The 18,899-nt window shown below is 56.1% G+C and carries 13 protein-coding genes; 2 read left to right on the top strand and 11 right to left on the bottom strand.

Annotated elements, in window-relative coordinates:
• The first annotated feature begins 29 nt into the window (after nucleotides 1-29).
• Complete coding sequence (locus ACQE3Z_RS11575; RefSeq protein WP_426973918.1) at nucleotides 30-671, top strand: glutathione S-transferase family protein; 642 nt, start codon at nucleotides 30-32, stop codon at nucleotides 669-671.
• A 79-nt stretch (nucleotides 672-750) separates the two neighbouring features.
• Here ACQE3Z_RS11575 and ACQE3Z_RS11570 read toward each other — a convergent pair whose 3' ends face one another.
• Together ACQE3Z_RS11570 and ACQE3Z_RS11565 are read right to left on the bottom strand one after the other, a co-directional pair.
• Complete coding sequence (locus ACQE3Z_RS11570) at nucleotides 751-993, bottom strand: hypothetical protein (protein WP_426973917.1); 243 nt, start codon at nucleotides 991-993, stop codon at nucleotides 751-753.
• On the bottom strand, nucleotides 993-1,475 hold the full coding sequence (locus ACQE3Z_RS11565; RefSeq protein WP_426973916.1) for a DUF2778 domain-containing protein: 483 nt from the start codon (nucleotides 1,473-1,475) through the stop codon (nucleotides 993-995). The genes ACQE3Z_RS11570 and ACQE3Z_RS11565 overlap by 1 nt, the downstream gene beginning before the upstream one ends.
• A 354-nt stretch (nucleotides 1,476-1,829) precedes the next feature.
• On the opposite strand from ACQE3Z_RS11565, the gene ACQE3Z_RS11560 reads away from it, so the two are divergent.
• The gene (locus tag ACQE3Z_RS11560) at nucleotides 1,830-2,720 is read left to right on the top strand and encodes an alpha/beta hydrolase (RefSeq protein WP_250651394.1); all 891 of its coding nucleotides are present in this window, start codon (nucleotides 1,830-1,832) and stop codon (nucleotides 2,718-2,720) included.
• 49 nt (nucleotides 2,721-2,769) lie between these two features.
• Here ACQE3Z_RS11560 and ACQE3Z_RS11555 read toward each other — a convergent pair whose 3' ends face one another.
• The 9 genes from ACQE3Z_RS11555 to bcsR form a co-directional block, all read right to left on the bottom strand.
• Nucleotides 2,770-4,263: a M16 family metallopeptidase gene (locus ACQE3Z_RS11555; protein WP_426973915.1), complete on the bottom strand. Its 1,494-nt coding sequence runs from the start codon at nucleotides 4,261-4,263 to the stop codon at nucleotides 2,770-2,772.
• A 428-nt stretch (nucleotides 4,264-4,691) separates the two neighbouring features.
• Nucleotides 4,692-5,978: a dicarboxylate/amino acid:cation symporter gene (locus ACQE3Z_RS11550; protein WP_426973914.1), complete on the bottom strand. Its 1,287-nt coding sequence runs from the start codon at nucleotides 5,976-5,978 to the stop codon at nucleotides 4,692-4,694.
• A gap of 254 nt (nucleotides 5,979-6,232) precedes the next feature.
• Entirely contained in the window at nucleotides 6,233-8,242 is a 2,010-nt protein-coding gene (gene hmsP, locus ACQE3Z_RS11545; protein WP_426973913.1) for a biofilm formation regulator HmsP, read from the bottom strand.
• Between the two features lie 130 nt (nucleotides 8,243-8,372).
• Entirely contained in the window at nucleotides 8,373-11,858 is a 3,486-nt protein-coding gene (gene bcsC, locus ACQE3Z_RS11540) for a cellulose synthase complex outer membrane protein BcsC (RefSeq protein ID WP_426973912.1), read from the bottom strand.
• The gene (gene bcsZ, locus ACQE3Z_RS11535; protein WP_426974075.1) at nucleotides 11,840-12,931 is read right to left on the bottom strand and encodes a cellulose synthase complex periplasmic endoglucanase BcsZ; all 1,092 of its coding nucleotides are present in this window, start codon (nucleotides 12,929-12,931) and stop codon (nucleotides 11,840-11,842) included. The genes bcsC and bcsZ overlap by 19 nt, the downstream gene beginning before the upstream one ends.
• Before the next feature lie 23 nt (nucleotides 12,932-12,954).
• Nucleotides 12,955-15,309, bottom strand: coding sequence for a cellulose biosynthesis cyclic di-GMP-binding regulatory protein BcsB (gene bcsB, locus ACQE3Z_RS11530; RefSeq protein ID WP_426973911.1), 2,355 nt, complete (start codon nucleotides 15,307-15,309; stop codon nucleotides 12,955-12,957).
• A 19-nt stretch (nucleotides 15,310-15,328) separates the two neighbouring features.
• On the bottom strand, nucleotides 15,329-17,935 hold the full coding sequence (bcsA, locus tag ACQE3Z_RS11525; protein ID WP_426973910.1) for a UDP-forming cellulose synthase catalytic subunit: 2,607 nt from the start codon (nucleotides 17,933-17,935) through the stop codon (nucleotides 15,329-15,331).
• Entirely contained in the window at nucleotides 17,932-18,663 is a 732-nt protein-coding gene (gene bcsQ, locus ACQE3Z_RS11520; protein ID WP_426973909.1) for a cellulose biosynthesis protein BcsQ, read from the bottom strand. Before bcsQ ends, bcsA begins: the two co-directional genes overlap by 4 nt.
• Nucleotides 18,651-18,854 carry a cellulose biosynthesis protein BcsR gene (bcsR, locus tag ACQE3Z_RS11515; protein WP_426973908.1) on the bottom strand — a complete coding sequence of 68 codons (204 nt, stop codon included), beginning with the start codon at nucleotides 18,852-18,854 and terminating at the stop codon, nucleotides 18,651-18,653. The genes bcsQ and bcsR overlap by 13 nt, the downstream gene beginning before the upstream one ends.
• Between the last annotated feature and the right edge of the window lie 45 nt (nucleotides 18,855-18,899).

Raw genomic sequence — 18,899 nt, 5'->3', positions numbered from 1 at the left:
GGCTCCGCTATCGCTCAGGAGAGTAAGCAATGCTTAAGGTTTGGGGACGTAAAACTTCATCGAATGTACAGACTGTGATGTGGTGTATTGGCGAGATGGGGTTGCCTTACCAGCGCATCGACATCGGACACAAATATGGCGGTAACCATACATCAGAGTTTTTGGCGATGAACCCCAACGGCCTGGTGCCGGTGCTGCGTGATGGCGACAGCCAGCCGCTGTTTGAATCCGCCGCCATTGTCCGTTACCTCGCCAGCCGCTATGGCGATGATGCGTTCTGGCCACAGGACGCACTGGCGAGAGCGGCGATTGATGTCTGGGCGGAATGGGCGAAATCTAACGTTTATGTCAGCTTTATGCGCCCGATATTCTGGCCGGTTTTTGTCGTCGCCCCGCAGGAACGGGATGAGCAGGCGATTGCCGCTGCGCTGGATAATCTAACGAAACTATTAAAGATTGCCGACCAGCGGCTGGCGCAGCACGATTATCTGGCGGGCGATCGGCTTACGGTAGCGGATATCCTGTTTGGCACACTGCTTTACCGCTATTACACGTTGGAAATAGAGCGTCCCGCGTTGCCTGCACTGGAAAATTATTATCAGCGCTTAACGCAGCGTCCGGCCTATCAGGAGCATGTGATGGTGCCCTATGCCGAGTTGCGTAACTGGTAGCGCCAGATAAGCGACCTTCTCATCCTCAACCGCTTCCGGTTAACAGCCCCTGCCAGTTATGGGGCTTTTTCCAGGCAGCTTAACGTTTTCTGTTACGCGTTAGCGTCACTGCGACCGCAAAAATAATAACGGCAAGAATCAGAGAGATAATAAAGGTTATATTTACCAGCATATTACCAATCTGCTCTGCGCCAGCCACGCCAGCTATATTTGCTATCCGATATTGAAGATCAACCGAAATAAACTGTGGCACAATAAGATTGAGCATCAGCAGTAAAATGACAAAACCCAATGTCCACACTATCCATTTAATAATTTTCATTAATTTACCCGCACTGTGCCAAAAGCTTTCATACTCGTTCCTGGGATACTAAATGTAGTAGTTTGCAAAAGACTAGCACGCAAATAATGAAAATCTGGAATGTGATTAACTGTTATACATCCTTCACTTAAGCCTCTTGGTCCAACCGGATGTAACCGGAACCGCCCGCGCCTGATGCCATTCTCAAAAGTAAAATCATCTATTTGCCCGTCATCTCGGTATAATGCAAACCATTCATTACGGTCAGTTCCGTAGCCATAGCGCAAAGCCATATCGTATAAAAATCCCATTCGCCCGCCTGACTGACGATTGAGAATATAGTATCGCCCTTTTGGAATCGGACCAATATTCTCCCGCCCTGTCATTGTAGGATTATTTCGACCATATTTCTGGCCAGAGAAAGCAGGGAACTTCCCCACATCTTTACATTCTAATATTGATAAAGGCATACCATTGAGCGTGAAAATGCATTCTATAGCCATAACTACTCCTTGTTATTAATCAAAGCTTTTTGATTAAACCACGTTTACTATCCCGTATAATGATAACGCCATCTAATTTTAAAGATCTTATATTCACTAATAACCTTGCTACATTCCCCCGGAAAAAACCAATAATCTTCTCGCTACATTCTTCTTTAGACAAAAATTATTAATAAACCTAACTATTTTCCCATAAGATAAATTCAACTTTCCCGCGCCAGGCTAATTCTGATTCTGCCGGTTAGCGCACAGTAAATGCTGGACGCGCACGCCCCTTAACGCCAATGATTAATGATGCCCCGCCTTCGTAGTACCTGGCTCCGGCACCTAACATCACGCTAATCAGGACAGGTTATGAAAGCAGATATTTTCAATCTCTGGCCACAAGGCGACGCGCCCGGAGCCAGTCAGTCGACCGCTAAACCGCAAATCATCGATTTAGCCAAAGAATTTGAACCTTACAATCGGGCAGCGTCCGGCGTTCGCTGTCCTGAACTGGCCGTCTGGTATCCGGAAGAATCAAACGGCACCACGCTGCTGGTCGCGCCAGGCGGCAGCTTTGCGCGCATTATGATTGATAGCGAAGGCAGTTCGTTGGCGACGTTCTTCACCGCAATGGGTTATACGCTGGCGGTAATGACCTATCGCCTGCCGGGAGATGGACATCATGAAGGGGCCGATGCGCCGCTGGCTGACGCACAGCGGGCAGTTCGCGTTTTGCGCGATCGTGCCGCGCGCGGCCTTAACGGTAAACGCATTGTGATGCTGGGTTTCTCCGCCGGCGGATACGTTGCCGCCAGCGTGGGTACGCGCTTTAGCGAAAAGCTTTATCCACCGCAGGATAACGCAGACAAACTCTCGGCGCGTCCTGATGCGCTGGTGCTGGTCTATCCGGTTATCTCCATGCGCGATGGTCTGGCGCACGCCGAATCGCGTCAGCGGCTGCTTGGCGCATGGCCGGACGATAAAACTCTGGAAGCTTATTCGCTGGAAACCCGCGTGACGCGTGAAACACCACCGGTGCTGCTGATCCATGCCGTTGATGATGAAAGCGTGCCGGTCACCCACAGCATGGCCTTTTTCAGCGCCCTGCGGGAGCAAAAAGTGCCGGTGGAACTGCATTTTTATGAGCGCGGCGGCCACGGCTTTGGGATGCGCAATCTGGCCGATTCGCCGTTAGCCAGCTGGCCAATGCTGGTAACTGAATGGCTGCGGGCGAAAAAAACCGCTACCACCACAGTCTGACAGCGCGCAAAAAAACGCCGGTGAGATTTAACCCTCACCGGCGATGATTTTATGACTGTGGCACCGGAATATCTGACACTTCCGCTTTGCCCTCTTCCTGTGTGGCAGCCACCGGAGCCGGCGGCGGGGTCATGATTTTCTGCCAGCTCTCATGCAGCGCTTTGATATTGGCTTCTGGTTCGCCCTGCGGCTGCATCAGCGCCATCGTCAGCTCCTGCGACAGCTGTTGACGCAGCTCCTGGTTCAGCGCAGTCAGCGTCAGGCTATTCAGGAAATCCTGCCGGTATTTTTGATACTGCTCCGGCGCAATATCCACTACCGCGTTTTGCTGCGAGCGTAAACGCTGGCTCATCAATACATCGGTATCGGTACGCGCATAAGTGGCGAACAATTTATTCAGCTCGGTGGTTTTCTGCGCCATCAGCGCGTCAAACTCCGACTGCGGCAGGCCATTATCACGCACGTTAGCCAGCTCGTGAGCAATCAGGGTCATATTCTTCTCCAGCGTTTCTGCGCTGGAATCCATGCTGATCGCACACTGCGCCCGCTGGTAAAGCACGCGGCAGTCAAAGCCCACCTGAACGCCCTGCGCTTTGCTGTCGCTTAATACGCGCTGGACATGCCAGAACAGCGCTTCACGCGCCAGATCGCTCTGCCAGTAGCGGATAAGATTTTGCGAATCACGGATGGGCTGCCAGGGCATATCCCAGATTAGCGACAGACGATCCTGCTTCAGGCTGGGATTCACCAGAGTAACCGGCTGCGGCGGCAATGGAGCAAGCGTCGGCATCGGTGCTGGCGTATCACGCTTGCCTGTTAACGGCGAGAAGGCTTTATTAATCTGCTCGCTAAGGGCGCGGCTATCAACATTGCCAACCACAAAGAGCGTCATGGCATCGGGCGTATACCATTGCTTATAGAAGCTGCCAAGCTGATTGATATCAACCGGTGCTTTGGGCTGCTCGGCGGGATCGTGCCCCAACAGCGTGGAACCTTTCAGCCGGTAACGCCACCAGACGTCACGTGGATTAAGCGGCCAGCTGGCGATGGGATCGTCAGCGCCAAGCGCGGTGTTTACCACCTGCTCATTGATCGACATTTTGCCTGCCGTGGCAGAAAGCCAGCTTAACGCCTCCTTCAACAGTTCCGGGCGGTTATTTGGCAGGCTGAGATTGTATAACGTGAATTCATAGGATGTAACGGCTGGCGGCAACGGACGATCGGGGTCCATTCCCTGCTGCCAGAGCGAGCGCTGCTGCGCTGGATCAAGCTCGGTATTATGGACCATCGCCAGGCGAGGCAGCAGATGACTAAAGCCGGTTTGCTGGGCATTTTCCATCAGCGATCCGGTATTCACTATCAGGCGAACTTCCACACGATCGTTGGGACGCTGCGGCGTGCTGAGCAGCTGCCATTTAAAACCGTTATCTAATTTACCCTGCTGCCAGGCGGGATCGGGTTGTAGTGTTTCAGCCTGCAATGTGCCGCTGACGGCCGCCAGCAACAACCCACCAACCAAAAGACGCATTCTGGTGCCCTGCATGTGAACCCCTACTCAATTACCAACTTAATCTCATTGATGACGCACGATAGTCTGACGCTATCTTCCTGTTGATAACGCACAGCGGGCGCACCGGCAGTTAGACCACGCAAAAACGAGGTTGTCACACAACGACGTGAAATAAAATGAACGCTAACCGTGCCCGGCCATCTCCGGTGCAATGAGCTGACACAGTCTGTGTGGGCTTTATTATGCAAATGCCCGCTGCAAGGGCAAGTCACAGCGGGCACAGATAAAGGTTTTTTATGGTTATTTATAGATTTAGCGCGTTTGTAGCGTCGCAGGCGTTCATAAGCTGTACAACTCATGACGCCATATGCGGCGGTTACCCAATAAAAAAGGACGCGGCCTGATTGCCAGGCGGCGTCCTCATGCACGTTAGCGCAGGGCGATGCGCTTTATATCAGGCGTTAGACCGACGTTTCCGGCAGTTTTTTCGCCTTTTTCGCTGATGACAGCTGATCGTGCAGCTGCTTTTCATCCAGCTGATCGACCCATTTCGCCACTACGATTGTCGCCACCCCGTTACCGACCAGGTTGGTTAACGCCCGTGCTTCGGACATAAAACGGTCGATGCCCAGAATCAGCGCCAGTCCGGCGACCGGCAAATGGCCTACCGCAGAGAGCGTTGCGGCCAGCACGATAAAGCCGCTGCCGGTAACGCCCGCCGCGCCTTTCGAGGAGAGCAAAAGTACGACCAGCAGCGTGATCTGATGGAAAATATCCATATGACTGTTGGTGGCCTGGGCGATAAATACTGCGGCCATCGTCAGATAGATTGAGGTGCCGTCAAGGTTAAATGAATAGCCGGTAGGAATAACCAGCCCGACCACTGATTTTTTACAGCCCAGCTTTTCCATCTTATCCAGCATGCGCGGCAATGCGGACTCAGAGGAGGAGGTGCCAAGCACAATCAGCAGTTCTTCTTTGATATAGGCGATAAATTTAAAGATATTAAAACCGGTAACGCGGGCGATAGTGCCCAGCACCAGCACCACAAACAGAAAGCAGGTAAGGTAGAAGCAGATAATCAGCTGACCCAGCTGCACCAGCGATCCAACGCCATATTTACCGATGGTAAAGGCCATGGCACCGAAAGCGCCAATCGGAGCAAGGCGCATAATCATATTGATGATGCCAAAGATGACTTTCGAGAAGCTCTCAATCACGTTAAAAATCAGCGTGCCTTTATCGCCCAGTCGATGCAGCGCAAAGCCAAACAGAATAGCGAACAGCAGAACCTGCAGGATATTGCCGCTGGCAAAAGCGCCAATGACGCTGCCGGGGATCACATCCAGCAAGAAGGCCACAATGCCCTGCTGCTCTGCCTGCTGGGCATAAACCGCCACTGCCTTGGCATCCAGCGTAGCGGGATCGACATTCATACCGGCACCCGGCTGGATCACATTTACCACTACCAGGCCGATGATCAGCGCAATCGTGCTGACCACTTCAAAATAGAGCAGCGCCACCGCGCCGGTGCGGCCAACCGCTTTCATGCTTTCCATACCGGCAATACCGGTGACGACCGTACAGAAAATCACCGGCGCGATAATCATTTTGATCAATTTGACGAAAGCATCACCCAGTGGTTTCATCTGGGCACCCAGTTCCGGGTAAAAATGCCCAAGCAGGATACCGACGGCAATCGCGGTTAATACCTGGAAATACAGGCTCTTAAGCAGAGAAGTTTTCATAAAAGCGTATCCGTTGACGGCGTGGGGACGAGGCGTTAGCTGTTTTTATCATCAATACATAGCGCGAAAAAATAACACTGCATTAACAAGATTGATATGTTCTGTCACCACCCGAACGGGCCATAATCAAAATTTATGAACTGAAACGCTTCAGTTAAAAGATCTATAACCAGATATTCAGAATTAAATGCTGGGGTTTTGCAGGCCTCGCTATACCCTTCACGCGTTATGAGCGGGAGCGCGGCCCTTTACCACTAGTTTTGAGGAGAGAGTGTTGCCAGCCATTTCTCGAAATCTTTCAGCGACAGCGGCCCGTCAAACAGATAGCCCTGCCCAATGGTAATGCCGCGCGCCAGCAGCCAGTCGCGTTGCGAAGCCGTTTCAACGCCTTCCGCCACCACATCCAGCGCGGTGATTTCCGAGATAGCCGCCACAATCCTGACCATCGTATCGTCATTGGGCAGCGCCGACACAAAACTGCGATCCATTTTTAGCTTGCTGATTGGCAGCGAGCGGAACTGATGCAGATAGCTCAGATTCGCATAGCCGGTGCCGAAATCATCCAGCGCTACCGCCACGCCCACCTCCTGCAGCGCGCCAAGCAGGCTTTTTGCCTGAGCGGTATCGCCAATCTGCGCGGTTTCGGTTAACTCCAGCACCAGACTGCCGTGTTGAATACGGTGGCGCTCTAACAGCTCCTGCAGATGCCAGACAGTGCCCGGTTCGCGTAGCTGCATAGCGGAAATATTTACGCTCAGCGGCAGCTGAATACCCCGCTTCTGCCAGGCTGCCAGTACCCGGCACGCCTCTTCCAGCGCCCAGCGCCCAAGCGCGCCGATAACGCCAATTTCCTCAGCATTGGTGATCAGCTCTTCCGGCAGGCTATAGCTGCCGTCTGGCTGGCGCATGCGCAGCAACGCCTCTGCGCCGACCAGCTCCCCGCTGGCCATATTAATCTGCGGCTGTAAAAACAGTGCAAACTGCTCCTGCTCCAGCCCCTGCAAAATATCGTGTTCCTGCGTCAGCCGCCGCTGCGCCCGCTCGGTGAGCAACGGATCGAAAAACAGAATCTGATTTTTGCCCTGGTGACGGGCAGACATCATGGCGGAAACCGCGCGCCCCAACAGTTCTGGCGCGTTCATATTGCTGGCGTCGCGCTGAGCAATACCAATGCTGAGCGTCGGGCGTAGCTGCACCTCATGCAGGCTGACCGGCTGATGCAGACGATTCATCAGATTACGTGCCAGACGGTAGGCACGAAACGGGTTGTTCGCCTTTTTTACCAGCAGCGCAAAATCGCTGACGCCAAGCTGACCCAGCACGGTTCGCTCTTCAATAACGCCGCGAATTTTTTCCAGCAGCGTCAAAGTTAGCGTATCGCGCTGCTCTTCCGTCAGCACGCCGTTGGCTTCCAGCAGCGTCTCTATGCGCACCACCATTACGGTAAACGGCCCGCTGTAGACGGCGGCTTTTAAGTGCTGCTCCAGCAGCGCCAGAAACAGCGTGCGGTTGGGAAGGTCGGTTAAAACATAATGCGTGGTCAGGCGGCTCATCTCATCATGCACCGACTCCAGCACCTGCAGGTTACGGTTATAGCTGCGAATTAGCATGCCGATTTCATCGTCATGGTGCAGCTTTGGCAGCGGCAGTTTATGGGTCAGGATATCCTGCGGCGGCAAATCCTGTAGCGCATGAGCAATATCGCGCAGCGGATGGATCACTATCCGGTTAATACACCAGCTGATCGCAATGGAGAGGATCAGCGCCAGCAGCAGATAAGTGGTCAGCATTGTGGCCATGGTGCTGAGGATAAACTGGTACACGCGCCATGAATCGGCCTGCAGCACCAGATAGGCCAGTGGCTTCGGCGAGGCGGCGCTCTCCACCGAATACAGCGGTACGGTGATCTGTACCGGCAGTTCAAACAGCCGGGCAATCAGGCGCGGCACCGCTTTTTCATTCTCAAAATCAGTATGCAACGCCTGAAAAGCATTAGGCAGCACCACTTCGGCGCGTGAAAGAATACCGGCGGGTTTTAAAGATTGCAGGATGCGTTCAGCCTGCGGGATATTGGCACGCAGCACCGCTTCGGACAGCGGCTGACGCACCGTATGCGCGATGTTTTCCATCTGCTGGGCGTAGTCTGTCCTGCGCTGCTGCACAAAATGAAAAAGTTGAATAACGATAAAAATACAGATAGTCACTACCGCAACGCCAGATACCGTTGCCATCTGCTTGATCGTAAGTGACCGACTAACGCGCAAAGCTATTCTCCAGGCCCCGGGAAGCGGGCAATAACGATAAAAGCAACCAGGAGTATATCTCATGGTTGCTGTTTTTTAAGCAATGATGGTGACGGCAGGAAACCGTTTTAGGGTTTTTCCAGGCAGGACGCTACTTGAAGTCAGCGTAAGGAGCTAAAGGCTGCGGCGGCAGGTCGAGGTCGCCTTCCCAACCGCTCAGCGAATAGCGAGCGTAAATCAGACCGTGGCTGGGCGTATAATCTTTCGCCTGCTGAATATCCACTGCCACGCCCAGCGTCCAGTGCGCCGTCAGACGTCGCTCTACCGCCGCACGCAGCGTATAGCCGAAGCCGCTGCCGGAACTTCCTGCGACGGTTTCATTCGCCGTCGTTTCAAAACCAGGATAAACCGGATAGCGCTGCTGCGAATGGGTTTTTGAACGCGACCAGGAAACCGAGCCGCCAACCTCAAATGACCAGTTCTCAGTGCGCTGCCGCCAGTTTAACGGCACCGCCAGGGAAAAATATTGTTGCGGGCTGTAATAGCCTCCCTGCCCAAAAGCATAATCGCTAAGATCCTTTTGGTAATGCCACAGCATGCTGTTCAGGCCAATGGTGGCGCGCCGGTTATCCTCGTTTATCAACTTATAATAGTAGCCTGCCATCAAACGCTCGCGACTGTTATCGGCAACATTTTTACCGGTGATTTGATGCGCACTAAGATCGGCCCAGACGCCATGCGATCCGCCGCGATCGTAGCTCAGGCCGACTGCGCCGCCAGTCGCCACCACGCCGCCCCAACTTTTTCCGCCCTGCGGGCTGGGATCGCGCGCGCCGGCATAGGCCAGCAGCGAGCTGGAAATCGGTCGCCGCGAGGCGGTAAAAGTCAGGCCCACATCCTTAACATCGGTGTTCCAGCTGACGCCGCCCACCCAGTTCACAACTTCAAAGCCCATCGGCGACGTGCCGATATCCGCCGACCAGCGATCGTTTTGCCAGCCTGCGCCTACGGCCACCCCTTCCGCACGCTGTTTCAGATTGCCGCTACAGCCTGCGGTGCCGTTATCGGCACAGGTGCCGAACACTTCGGTATGTTGGCCGTTTTCAGTGGAAAACGTGCCTGCCGAAACGTCAACGCGATCGACGCGCACAAAGCTTTTTCCAGCGGCCAGCGGCGTCTCCAGCTGCAACATAGTGGTATGCGCGGTGAGATCGGAAATCCCGCCGGTGCCTTTATTACGCGAATAGTCCTGCTCCAGCTTCAGCGTGGTATCCTGGCGCTGGTAAAGCTCGGCGCCATCGCTGCGAATACCGCGCTTCAGCCAGTCATCGCTCGGGTTATTACGCATTAACCGGGTAAAAGCGAGGTTATCTTTCGGCAGCGTCGGCGTAATGCCACTGGCCACCATCGCCTGCTGATAATCCCGTAAAGCCCGTTCAGGCTGCTGCTCCAGCCGCGCCGCATCGCGAAACACCAGCGCGCTGCCTTGCGAAGGCGCTTCCTGCTGCGCGCGCGGTTTCAACTGCTGATATAGCTGACGCGCACGCGCGGCATCGTCCACGCTTTGCCAGGCATTCGCCAGCCGTCGTCCGACATTAAGGCTCGCCTCCGCCGCTCCGACAGGCATCGCGTTCAGCGCGCTACGCGCCTCGGCCTTGCGATTCAGCGCCACCAGCGCTTCTATCTGCCCCAGCGCGGCGTCCTGACTGGTTTTATCCTGCGCCAGCACCTGTTGGTAACCTGCCAGCGCCTGCTGCGGATAGCCTTCTGCCAGCGCCCAGTCAGCCAGCGTAATATCGCGCCGTGGCGAGGCGGGCAGTTCATTAAGCAGCGCGACCGCCGCGCTATTATTGCCCGCTGCCCGCTGCGCCTCAGCCTGCGCATAAACTTTATTCTGCTGCAGGCGTTCTGCCAGTTCGCGCATATTCTGATCCCAACGCGCCTGCGGCAGGCTGTTAAGCTGGATCAGCGCTTCGTCATCCCGATCGCTGCCGGAGAGATAAAGGCTGTGGGCATAAACTTGCGTGGGATCGGCTGGCAGACGCTGCGCCATGGTGGTCATCAGGCTATCAGCGCGCTGCGGCTCGCCGGTATTAACCAGCGCGTTGGCCAGCCGATAGTTGAGCCAGACATCGTCCGGCGCGTTTTGCTGCGCCGCGCGATATTTTTCCGCCGCCTGTGCCCAGTTGCCCTGCTGGGCCAGCGTATCCGCCTCGGCGCGCAGCATATCGCTACGCAGGCTGTTCAGCGTGCTGCCAAGCGCCCGCTGCTGTTCGCTGCTTAGCCCATTGATAAAGGCGATCGCTTTTTGCGGCGACTGCTGCTGATAAATTGCTGCCAGCCGCCGCACCGCCGTACTGTTGGTGCGATCCATTTTCCATGCCTGATGGAACAGCCGCTCCGCCTCCGCACTGTTTTTACGTGCCAGCGCCACATCGCCTAAACCGACCAGCGCATAGCTATCGCTATTATCCAGCGTGCGCGCCTGCTGATACTGGCGCTCGGCTCCGGCAATATCGCCTTGCGCCAGCGCCTTATCACCGTTTTCGATCGTCAGCCAGTAGCGGTTGGTTTGCAGCAAACTCTGCCACATGCCCACGCTGGTACTTTGCTGACCTGCCTTCAACGCCTGCTCAAAATAGCGGGCAGCGGCGGCACGATTATTGGCACGCGCCTGCGCCTGCCCCATTGCGCCCAACAGCTCGGCGTCGTTTGGGTTTAGCCTCAGTGCCGCCTGCAGGGCCGGTATCGCCTCTGCGCCTGCGCCTTTATCCACCAGCGCCAGCCCGCGCGAACGCAGCTGGAAGGCGGGATCAGCCAACATTTTTTGCCGACGCGCCAGCTCCTGTTCGCCGTTTTCACGCGCCTCGCCGCTGGTAAAGGTTGCCAGATATTGTTGCAACTGCGCCACGCTCTCTGCGGTGACCGGCTGCGCCTGAATATTGCTCAGCCACAGTTCGGCAGCCTGATCGCGTCCGGCCGGATTCGCCGCCAGCGTTTTCAGCTTTTCGGTCGCCTGGGTGGAGTTATTATTCTGGTACTGTAGCCGCGCCAGCTGCATACGCACGCCGACGTTGCCCGGATAGCGCTGATCCAGCGCCTGCAGATTAGCCAGCGCCACCGACTGCTGGCCGTCGATACGGGAGACCAGGCTCCAGTACTCCAGCGCCAGGTTCACGTCGGGGAAGGTGCCGTTAAACAGCGTATCCCAGGCCGCCCGCGCCTCCGCTAAACGACCGGAAGTTGCCAGCAAACGCGCCTGCTGCAGCTGCTGACGCCCCTCGGCGTTAATCAGCAGCATGCCGGACTGCGCTTCTTTTGTTGCCCGTGCGTCGGGCGCAATCTGCTTTAACTGCGCCATATACTGCTGCGCTTTACCCTGATCGCCCTGACGTAACGCCAGCCGCAGATGGGCGGCAATCACTTCCGGGTTATCAGGATCGATTTTATCCAGGCGATAAAGCGCCTGCGACACCAACTCATATTTGTTGGTCGCTTCCCCGGTGCGCACCTGTTCCAGCAGCCATTCAACCGGCGACACTTCGCGCGCCGCTTCGGCCGCCCAGGCAGGCAAACTGTTGATGCCGAGCATGCCCGGCAGTAAAAGGCTCAGGCAGCTTAATCTGACGTTGCGCATTGCGGATCCCACGCCGGTAGCAGGTCACCCTGCAGGTTGAAACGGTAGCGTTTATCACTCCAGCCACTGCCAAACAGGTTAAGAACGCCACTGTAGTAGGCGTCGCTGCCGGGTGGACTTTGCTCCAGGCGCTGTTGCTGTGCTGTCAGCGCACTTGAGCCTTCCAGGAACGGTAGCAGCGCCGCCGAAAAGCCCACGTTGCCATGATTCGCTGGCTCACCGGTCAGCACATTCACGCGCTCCGGCGGCGCGCCTGATGCTTCTGTCAGGCGTGCCATCGGCGCAAAATGCGCCAGCAGCGGCGCTTTGCGCGGATCCTTATCACTCAGCATGCCGGCCCACAGATAGACCCGGATAGCGTCATAGCTGCCGATCGGCCCTTTTGTTTTATCAGGACGCCAGCCGCTGCCGCTCTGCCAGACATACCAGTCCGGCGCAAAGCCTTTCGGGGCGGTCTGCTGCAACAGACGCAGCGCGTTGCGGTTGATCTCCGGCCAGGGGCCTTTTAACGCGCTAAGACGTGTTAACAGCTGCAGTGGCAGATAGCTGGGATTAATCATCCAGCTATCCGACTGGATAAAACCTGCTTTGCCCGGCATCAGCATCAGGCCAAAGCCTTTCAGAGTGGCGACTTCCTCTTTCGCGACCCGGTTTAACAACAGCGTGCCGGTGACCTGATAGCTGCGGCTGTGCCATAACTGGCTTGCCTGCAACAGCGTCCAGCCGATCCACACATCGGCGTCGGAAGCGGGATTCTCATCCAGCACCTGCCATTTACCGCTTTTACTCTCCTGCCCCCACAGCCAGGCAGGTAAACGCTGCGTCAGATCGCCCGCCGCCAGGTTGTTTTCCGTCCAGCGCAGCAGCAGATCGAACGTTGGCCGATCGTTGGCCACCAGCGCGAAAAACAGCGCGTAGCTCTGTCCTTCAGAGGTGGTGATATTTTTCCCCTCCCAGGGATCGATCACCCGTCCCTGATCGCTGATGTAGTGGTGTTTAAACTGCTCCCACTCCGGCCAGGTGGCGCATTCCGCACTGGCGCGCCCTGCGGCCAGTAACATCAGCGCCAGCATTGTGTAACGCAGTATTAGCGCAATCACTCATCATCCTCATTACCCAGTCGACGACGCGTCACCAGCCGCATCAGCCGCCAAACCATCAGAGCCACCAACAGTACGACAACCACCGCAAACAGCCCCATCAGCAGCGGATGGGACGCCAGCGCGTGCCAGAGACGTTCCCACCACGGCAGATGCCCGACAAAGTAACTGTCGCCTACGCGCAGGCTGTTAATGCCAGATTCGCGGATAATGGCGGCGGAGCCGTAGATCGCGGCGCGTTTACCGCTATCAAGCAGGGCGTTATTTAACAGCTGGTAAGCGCGTGGGCTGTCCGCCAGCAGCGCCACGACGCTGCGCTGATCGTGGAAGGGAGACTGGAAGCCAATGATCGCCGCCATCGGTCCGTCGGAAACAATGGTGGTGCGGCTGGCGGCGGTGCGATCGCCTGCCGGCGTATCAACATTATCCAGTACCGCCTGGCGCATCGGCTTATTCACCCAGCTTTTTGCCCGCTCGACCAGCAGATTTATGCGGCTATCTTCGCGTAAATCATCAGGTACTGTGCCGATCAGCAAGATATCTACATCCGTTGATTTGGCTTTTGACCAGTCGTCGCTGATCTGCACGTTTAGCGCCGGAAAACCGGTTTGCGCGCCGATATTGCCTACGGCATTCAGCAGAGCGCTTACCTGTTCAGCCTGCGGCTGGGCGTTCACCAGAACCAGCGTCTGCGATAAATCGGCCATGCGGCTGAACGGGAAACCAGCGTTGGCGAAAGCACGCAGCGAAGGCATCGCGATATAGTGACGATAGCCGGAGAGATCGATAGTGGAATTACCATCCACTACCACATGATTCGTTACCGGCGACACCGTCTCACAGCGTCCATCGCTGCTGCCGCCGATCACGGTGGCAGCGTAATCGAAATCGAAACGCAGCTGGTTAATCACTCCCAGACGCAGCGCCGGAATAGTGAGCGAAGTGCCGTTATCCTGTAATCCCTGAATCAGCGGAATATGCAGCAGCTGTTTGCCGCTATCGTCTTTTACCTGCAGCGGGTAATCCTGCATAAACTGGTTATTCAGGTTAACCGCCAGCCGCGAGCCGTCGTTTTGCAACGGCGAGGTGTAACGGTAGGCCAGATCCATTTTGATACCGCGCGCGCGCACCAGAAACAGGTCCGGCGGCAGGTTTAGCGTCAGGCTAATCGGAGAGGGCTGAATGCCGTCTGCCTGCAGCTGGTTTTCATACTGTTGCAGCTCAGAGAACCGGGTGGCGCGATCGGTACGCACCCAGTTTGGCGCATCATAAGGCTGGCGAGCCGTCAGCTGTTTCACCTGTTCAACGGTAGCGGACTGACCGCGCAGCAGCACATCGCCCTGGGCGATACCTTTTACCGCCGTGAGCAGATCCTCATTGTTGCGCCCCAGAACCAGCAGCATCTTCTGATAGGGGTTGTCGGGCTGACTGATGATTTCCACGGTGGGTTTATCAACTGCCGGATAATCCTTCAGGAAGTCGGGCCGGTGCGCGTTGGTGGCGAAAACCACCGCATGCTGCTGTTGCGGCAGCTGATTATAGAGCACCGGAAATGACTGGCCGCGCCACTGCGCCCGTACGCCAAACCATGAGGCGAGCAGCGCCGCCGCGTGTTGCTCATCAGAGTTCGGCGCGCTGGCAAATATCATTGGCAGCTGCAACGGACGATTATCACGGCTGTCGAAAAAAGGTTCCGGGAAGTCAGAAAGGTCGTTTTTCAGCGGCAGTTTTTGCAGCGTTAAATCGAGCCGACTCTCTTTACCAATATCGAGCCAGATGGCGCTGTTGGCAGGATTTTCACAGATGTTGGTGTAATGCCCGACCAGCTCGAAGCGCACACGGTTAAAATCGCTGATGAAGCGTGGATCGATGTTAACTGTCGTCTGGCTCTCTTTACCCAGCTGTTCCGGCGTGATGGTTACCAGCCCCACCAGCTCATCATTCAGGTAAATCTTGAAATGCGATAAGGTTGGCAGCAGCGCCGGTGAAGGGCGCCAGGTCAGATGCAGCACCGCCTGCGTTACCAGTTCATCGCTGCGTACGCCAAACTCGATTTGTCCATCCGTACGGATGCCCCGTAGCGCCAAACTGCCCGGCGGCGGCGCAACGTTAGTGAACTTTAACTCGCTGTTACGCACCGGCGCACCGGCAACTGACAGCGTAACAACCGTGGCCACGGGCTGAGCGTCAGCGGGTTGCGCATCGGCAGGCTGAATCTGAGCGGGCGCAGCAGCTTCCTCCACCTGAGCAATACCCATCGCCTGCTGCGCAGGATGGGGTTCAGGGGCAGCATGGGCTAGCGGGAGCAGCCCCATCAGCATTGCGGTAAACCAGCTTATTTTTCTCGTCATTGTCGCATCATCAGTTGAGTCATTGTTTCACACCGGCAACGCCTGCCGTTGCGCTTCCTACGCCTTTGGGAAAAAACGACGCCAGCCAGGAAAGGAAGGCAGTCAGCATTAAGAACAACTGGCGTAATCGCGCCGGCCCATACTCAGCCAGGCGGATATAGCCTTTAAAGCCCAAAATCATTATGTCGGTCAGGCTTTGAATCGGTTTATCTTCCGGGAAGCCGTCCTGCCACAGCGCCCAGGTATCAGCGCGGGCAAAGGTACACTGGATAAATTCAATATGTTCCGCCGTGGAAAGGTTAGTCAGACGGATACCGGCCCGGCGGCCAAATACGCGCTGCACCTTTGCCGGGAAGCTGAACTCCTGCTGACCACGTCGCAGCAGCAGAGAGATCTCTTCGCCATCTTTCAGCGCATCCGTTTCGCGCAGTTCGACGCCTACGCCGCCGTCCGAATAGTCGCGCAGCGTACAGGGCAGCATATGACCATCCTGACGGGCAATCGCAGCGGGCATCGCCATCTCCACGCGATGCGCCTCACGAATCTGACGCGCTTCGACCGAAACAGCCACCGCCCCGCCAAGAATAATCATGTTGTAGAACACCCACAGCAGGCTAACCAGTACCGTCAATACCTCATTTTCCGGGCCGTAAGCGATACGCCAGACCGCCATGAAAACGCCTGCCAGATTAAGCAGCACCAGAGCCATATAAGGCTTGGTAATCACCCAGTCGAGATGCTGTTCTTCCACCAGGCCGCCCTTCGCCGTCACGTTAAATTTGCCCTTGTGCGGATTAAACAGCGCCACGGTGGTGGGCCGGGCAATGTACCAGGCCAGCACCGTTTCATAGACCTCACTCCAGAAAGAGTGACGGTAGCGGCCCTGAATGCGCGAGTTGGTCAGGCTGGTATGCAGCATATGCGGCAGCACATAAATGGCGATCGCTAATGCCGGGGCAAAAATGATATAGGCATGCGCCAGCAGGAAGGCGAGCGGCGCCAGCAAAAAAATCAGGCGCGGAATGCCCGACAGGAAGTGCAGCATGGCGTTGGCATAGCAAAGTCGCTGTACCAGCTTCAGGCCACGGCCCATGAGGGGGTTATCGAGACGGAAAATTTGCACCATGCCGCGTGCCCAGCGAATACGCTGACCGATATGCGCAGAAAGACTTTCCGTTGCCAGGCCAGCCGCCTGGGGGATGCGTATATAGGCGGAAGTATGGCCGCGACGATGTAAACGCAGCGAGGTGTGCGCATCTTCCGTCACGGTTTCTACCGCGATGCCGCCGATCTCATCCAGCGCGCTGCGGCGCAATACCGCACAGGAGCCGCAAAAGAAAGTGGCGTCCCAGGTATCGTTGCCATCCTGTACCAGACCATAAAACAGCGTGCCCTCGTTCGGCGTGCGACGAAAACGGCCCAGGTTGCGCTCAAAAGGATCGGGAGAGAAAAAGTGATGCGGCGTTTGCAGCATCGCCAGCTTTTTATCTTTGATAAACCAGCCCAGCGTCATTTGCAGGAAAGAGCGCGTCGGCACATGGTCACAGTCAAAAATAGTGACAAATTCGCTCTGACATTCGGTACGCAGCGCATTATTAATATTGCCCGCCTTGGCGTGCTCATGCGTCGGGCGCGCCACATAACGCACGCCAACGCTGGCCGCAAAATCGCGAAACTCCTGGCGGTTACCGTCATCAAGAATGTAGATATTGACCTTATCTTTCGGCCAGTCGATGCCCAGCGCGGCGTAAATTGTGGGTTTTACCACGCTCATCGGCTCGTTATAAGTGGGCACCAGCAGGTCAACTGTTGGCCACAGGCGCGGATCTTCCGGCAGCGAGACCGGCTGACGATGCAGCGGCCACAGCGTCTGGAAATAGCCCAGCACCAGCACCACCCAGGCGTAAGTTTCCGCGCCGATAAGCAGCAGACCGAACGTCAGGCTGAGCGGATCGTCCCAGTTCAGCGTGGAGGTATAACGCCACCAGAGATAGCGGCAGGAAACCGTCAGCGACAGCACGATCAGCATCATGGTCGCCAGCCGACCCGGCACACGGCGCACCACCATCGCCAGCCCCCACAGCATCGCCACAAAGATAAACTGTGTAAAGAGATCAAGCGGCTGAGAGATACAGAGCAGCGCCAGCAGGGCAGCAGCAATGCTCGATAAAACAAAGACTAATTTGCGCAGCGCTGGCGGCAAGCGGCTGAGCCGCTGTTCCAGCCGATCGCCATGTTGAATACGCTGCGGCAGGCGATCAAGCCACTGATGAAAGCCCTGACGCCAGCTGAACAGGTGGCGAAACGCGTTAAACCTTTTGCGTTGACTAACAGCGCTGCCATCCTGCGGCAGGAAAAGCAACAACCACAGGCTCTGTGTAAAAAAGCGCACGATGTCCAGCGGGCGCGGGCGCTCCGGGGAAATATGCGGGTAGAGCGTGCGGCGCTGCGCAATAATCCGCTGCCAGCCAGCGCTTTCAAAACGCAGCAGCGACCAGCCCAGCACCAGCCAGAAGCAGTGAATGCTGGCCGCCAGCCTTGAGGTGCCAGCCTGAAGATAGCCGTTATAACGCGCGCTCAGTGCCTGCCAGGCTGGCGCCGCAATTAGCCAGCGTAACGGATTCATACGCTCTCCTCGCGGATATGCAGCATTAGCCAGCTCGCCAGCGTGGTGATCTCTTCGCTGGCCAGCGCCAGCGGCCGGTATTCTCCCAGCGGCTGTTTATTCAGCAGTGCTTCAAACAGCGCTTCATCACGATGTATCATCAGCGGAATCAGATTGCGCAGCGTGCTGATCCACAGCTGATGCAGATCCTGCTGAACTTTGCTATTGGCGTTAAACTGGTTGAGCAGATAAAGCGGCTGAAGCTCGTCAACGGGCTGATGCAGCCGCAAATGAACGTTGCCGTCGGCTACCAGTAGCTGAATCAGCTGATTAGCCTGGGCATAAACCGGCTGCAGCCAGGGCTGCTCGCCGCCCGGCAAATCGAGTAAAACCCAGCGGTAATGGGTTTTTAACGCGTCAAGGTAAGGCAGCCATCCATTTACGAACGGCGCTGGTTCGGTGTAAAAGCGCGTGCGTTCTGCGCAGGTTAGCTGGCCAAACGGGATAAAGTCAGGGCCGTTGGGGTAGCGTAACGCCACATGCTGTGGGTCTTCACCGTCCAGCATGGCGCGCATCCAGCCGCGAGTCTCGCTCTGCGGCGTATTAAAATGCTGGCGCAGCTGATTGCTGGGCGACCAGTCCATCACGATGGTCGGCTCGCCCAGCTGCTGTAACGCCCAGGCCAGAGCCGCCGTCACGGAAGTGGTGCCCGCGCCTCCCCGCACGCCCTGTAGCGCTAAGACCGGCATGCATTTTCCTTTTGTTGCGCGGATAGCTCATTTAATAATGGCCAGCGTGCAAGAATAGACGCCAGTCGTTCTTCACGCGCAATATCAACATAGCGAAATGCAGAAAAAGAAAAAGCTTCGCCAAGCTTACTAATGTCATCATTTAGCCTGAAATTGTCAGACATAACAGAAATTTCTTGCGGTTTTTTCATTTACCTTGCCATTTAGAAAGACATTGAATAGCGTTGAGTTTCCTT

Source organism: Pantoea sp. FN0307 (genome assembly GCF_050113815.1).
Classification (GTDB): domain Bacteria; phylum Pseudomonadota; class Gammaproteobacteria; order Enterobacterales; family Enterobacteriaceae; genus Mixta; species Mixta alhagi.
Note: the sequence above shows the minus strand (reverse complement) of the source record. Positions and strands in the feature narration are given on the sequence as shown.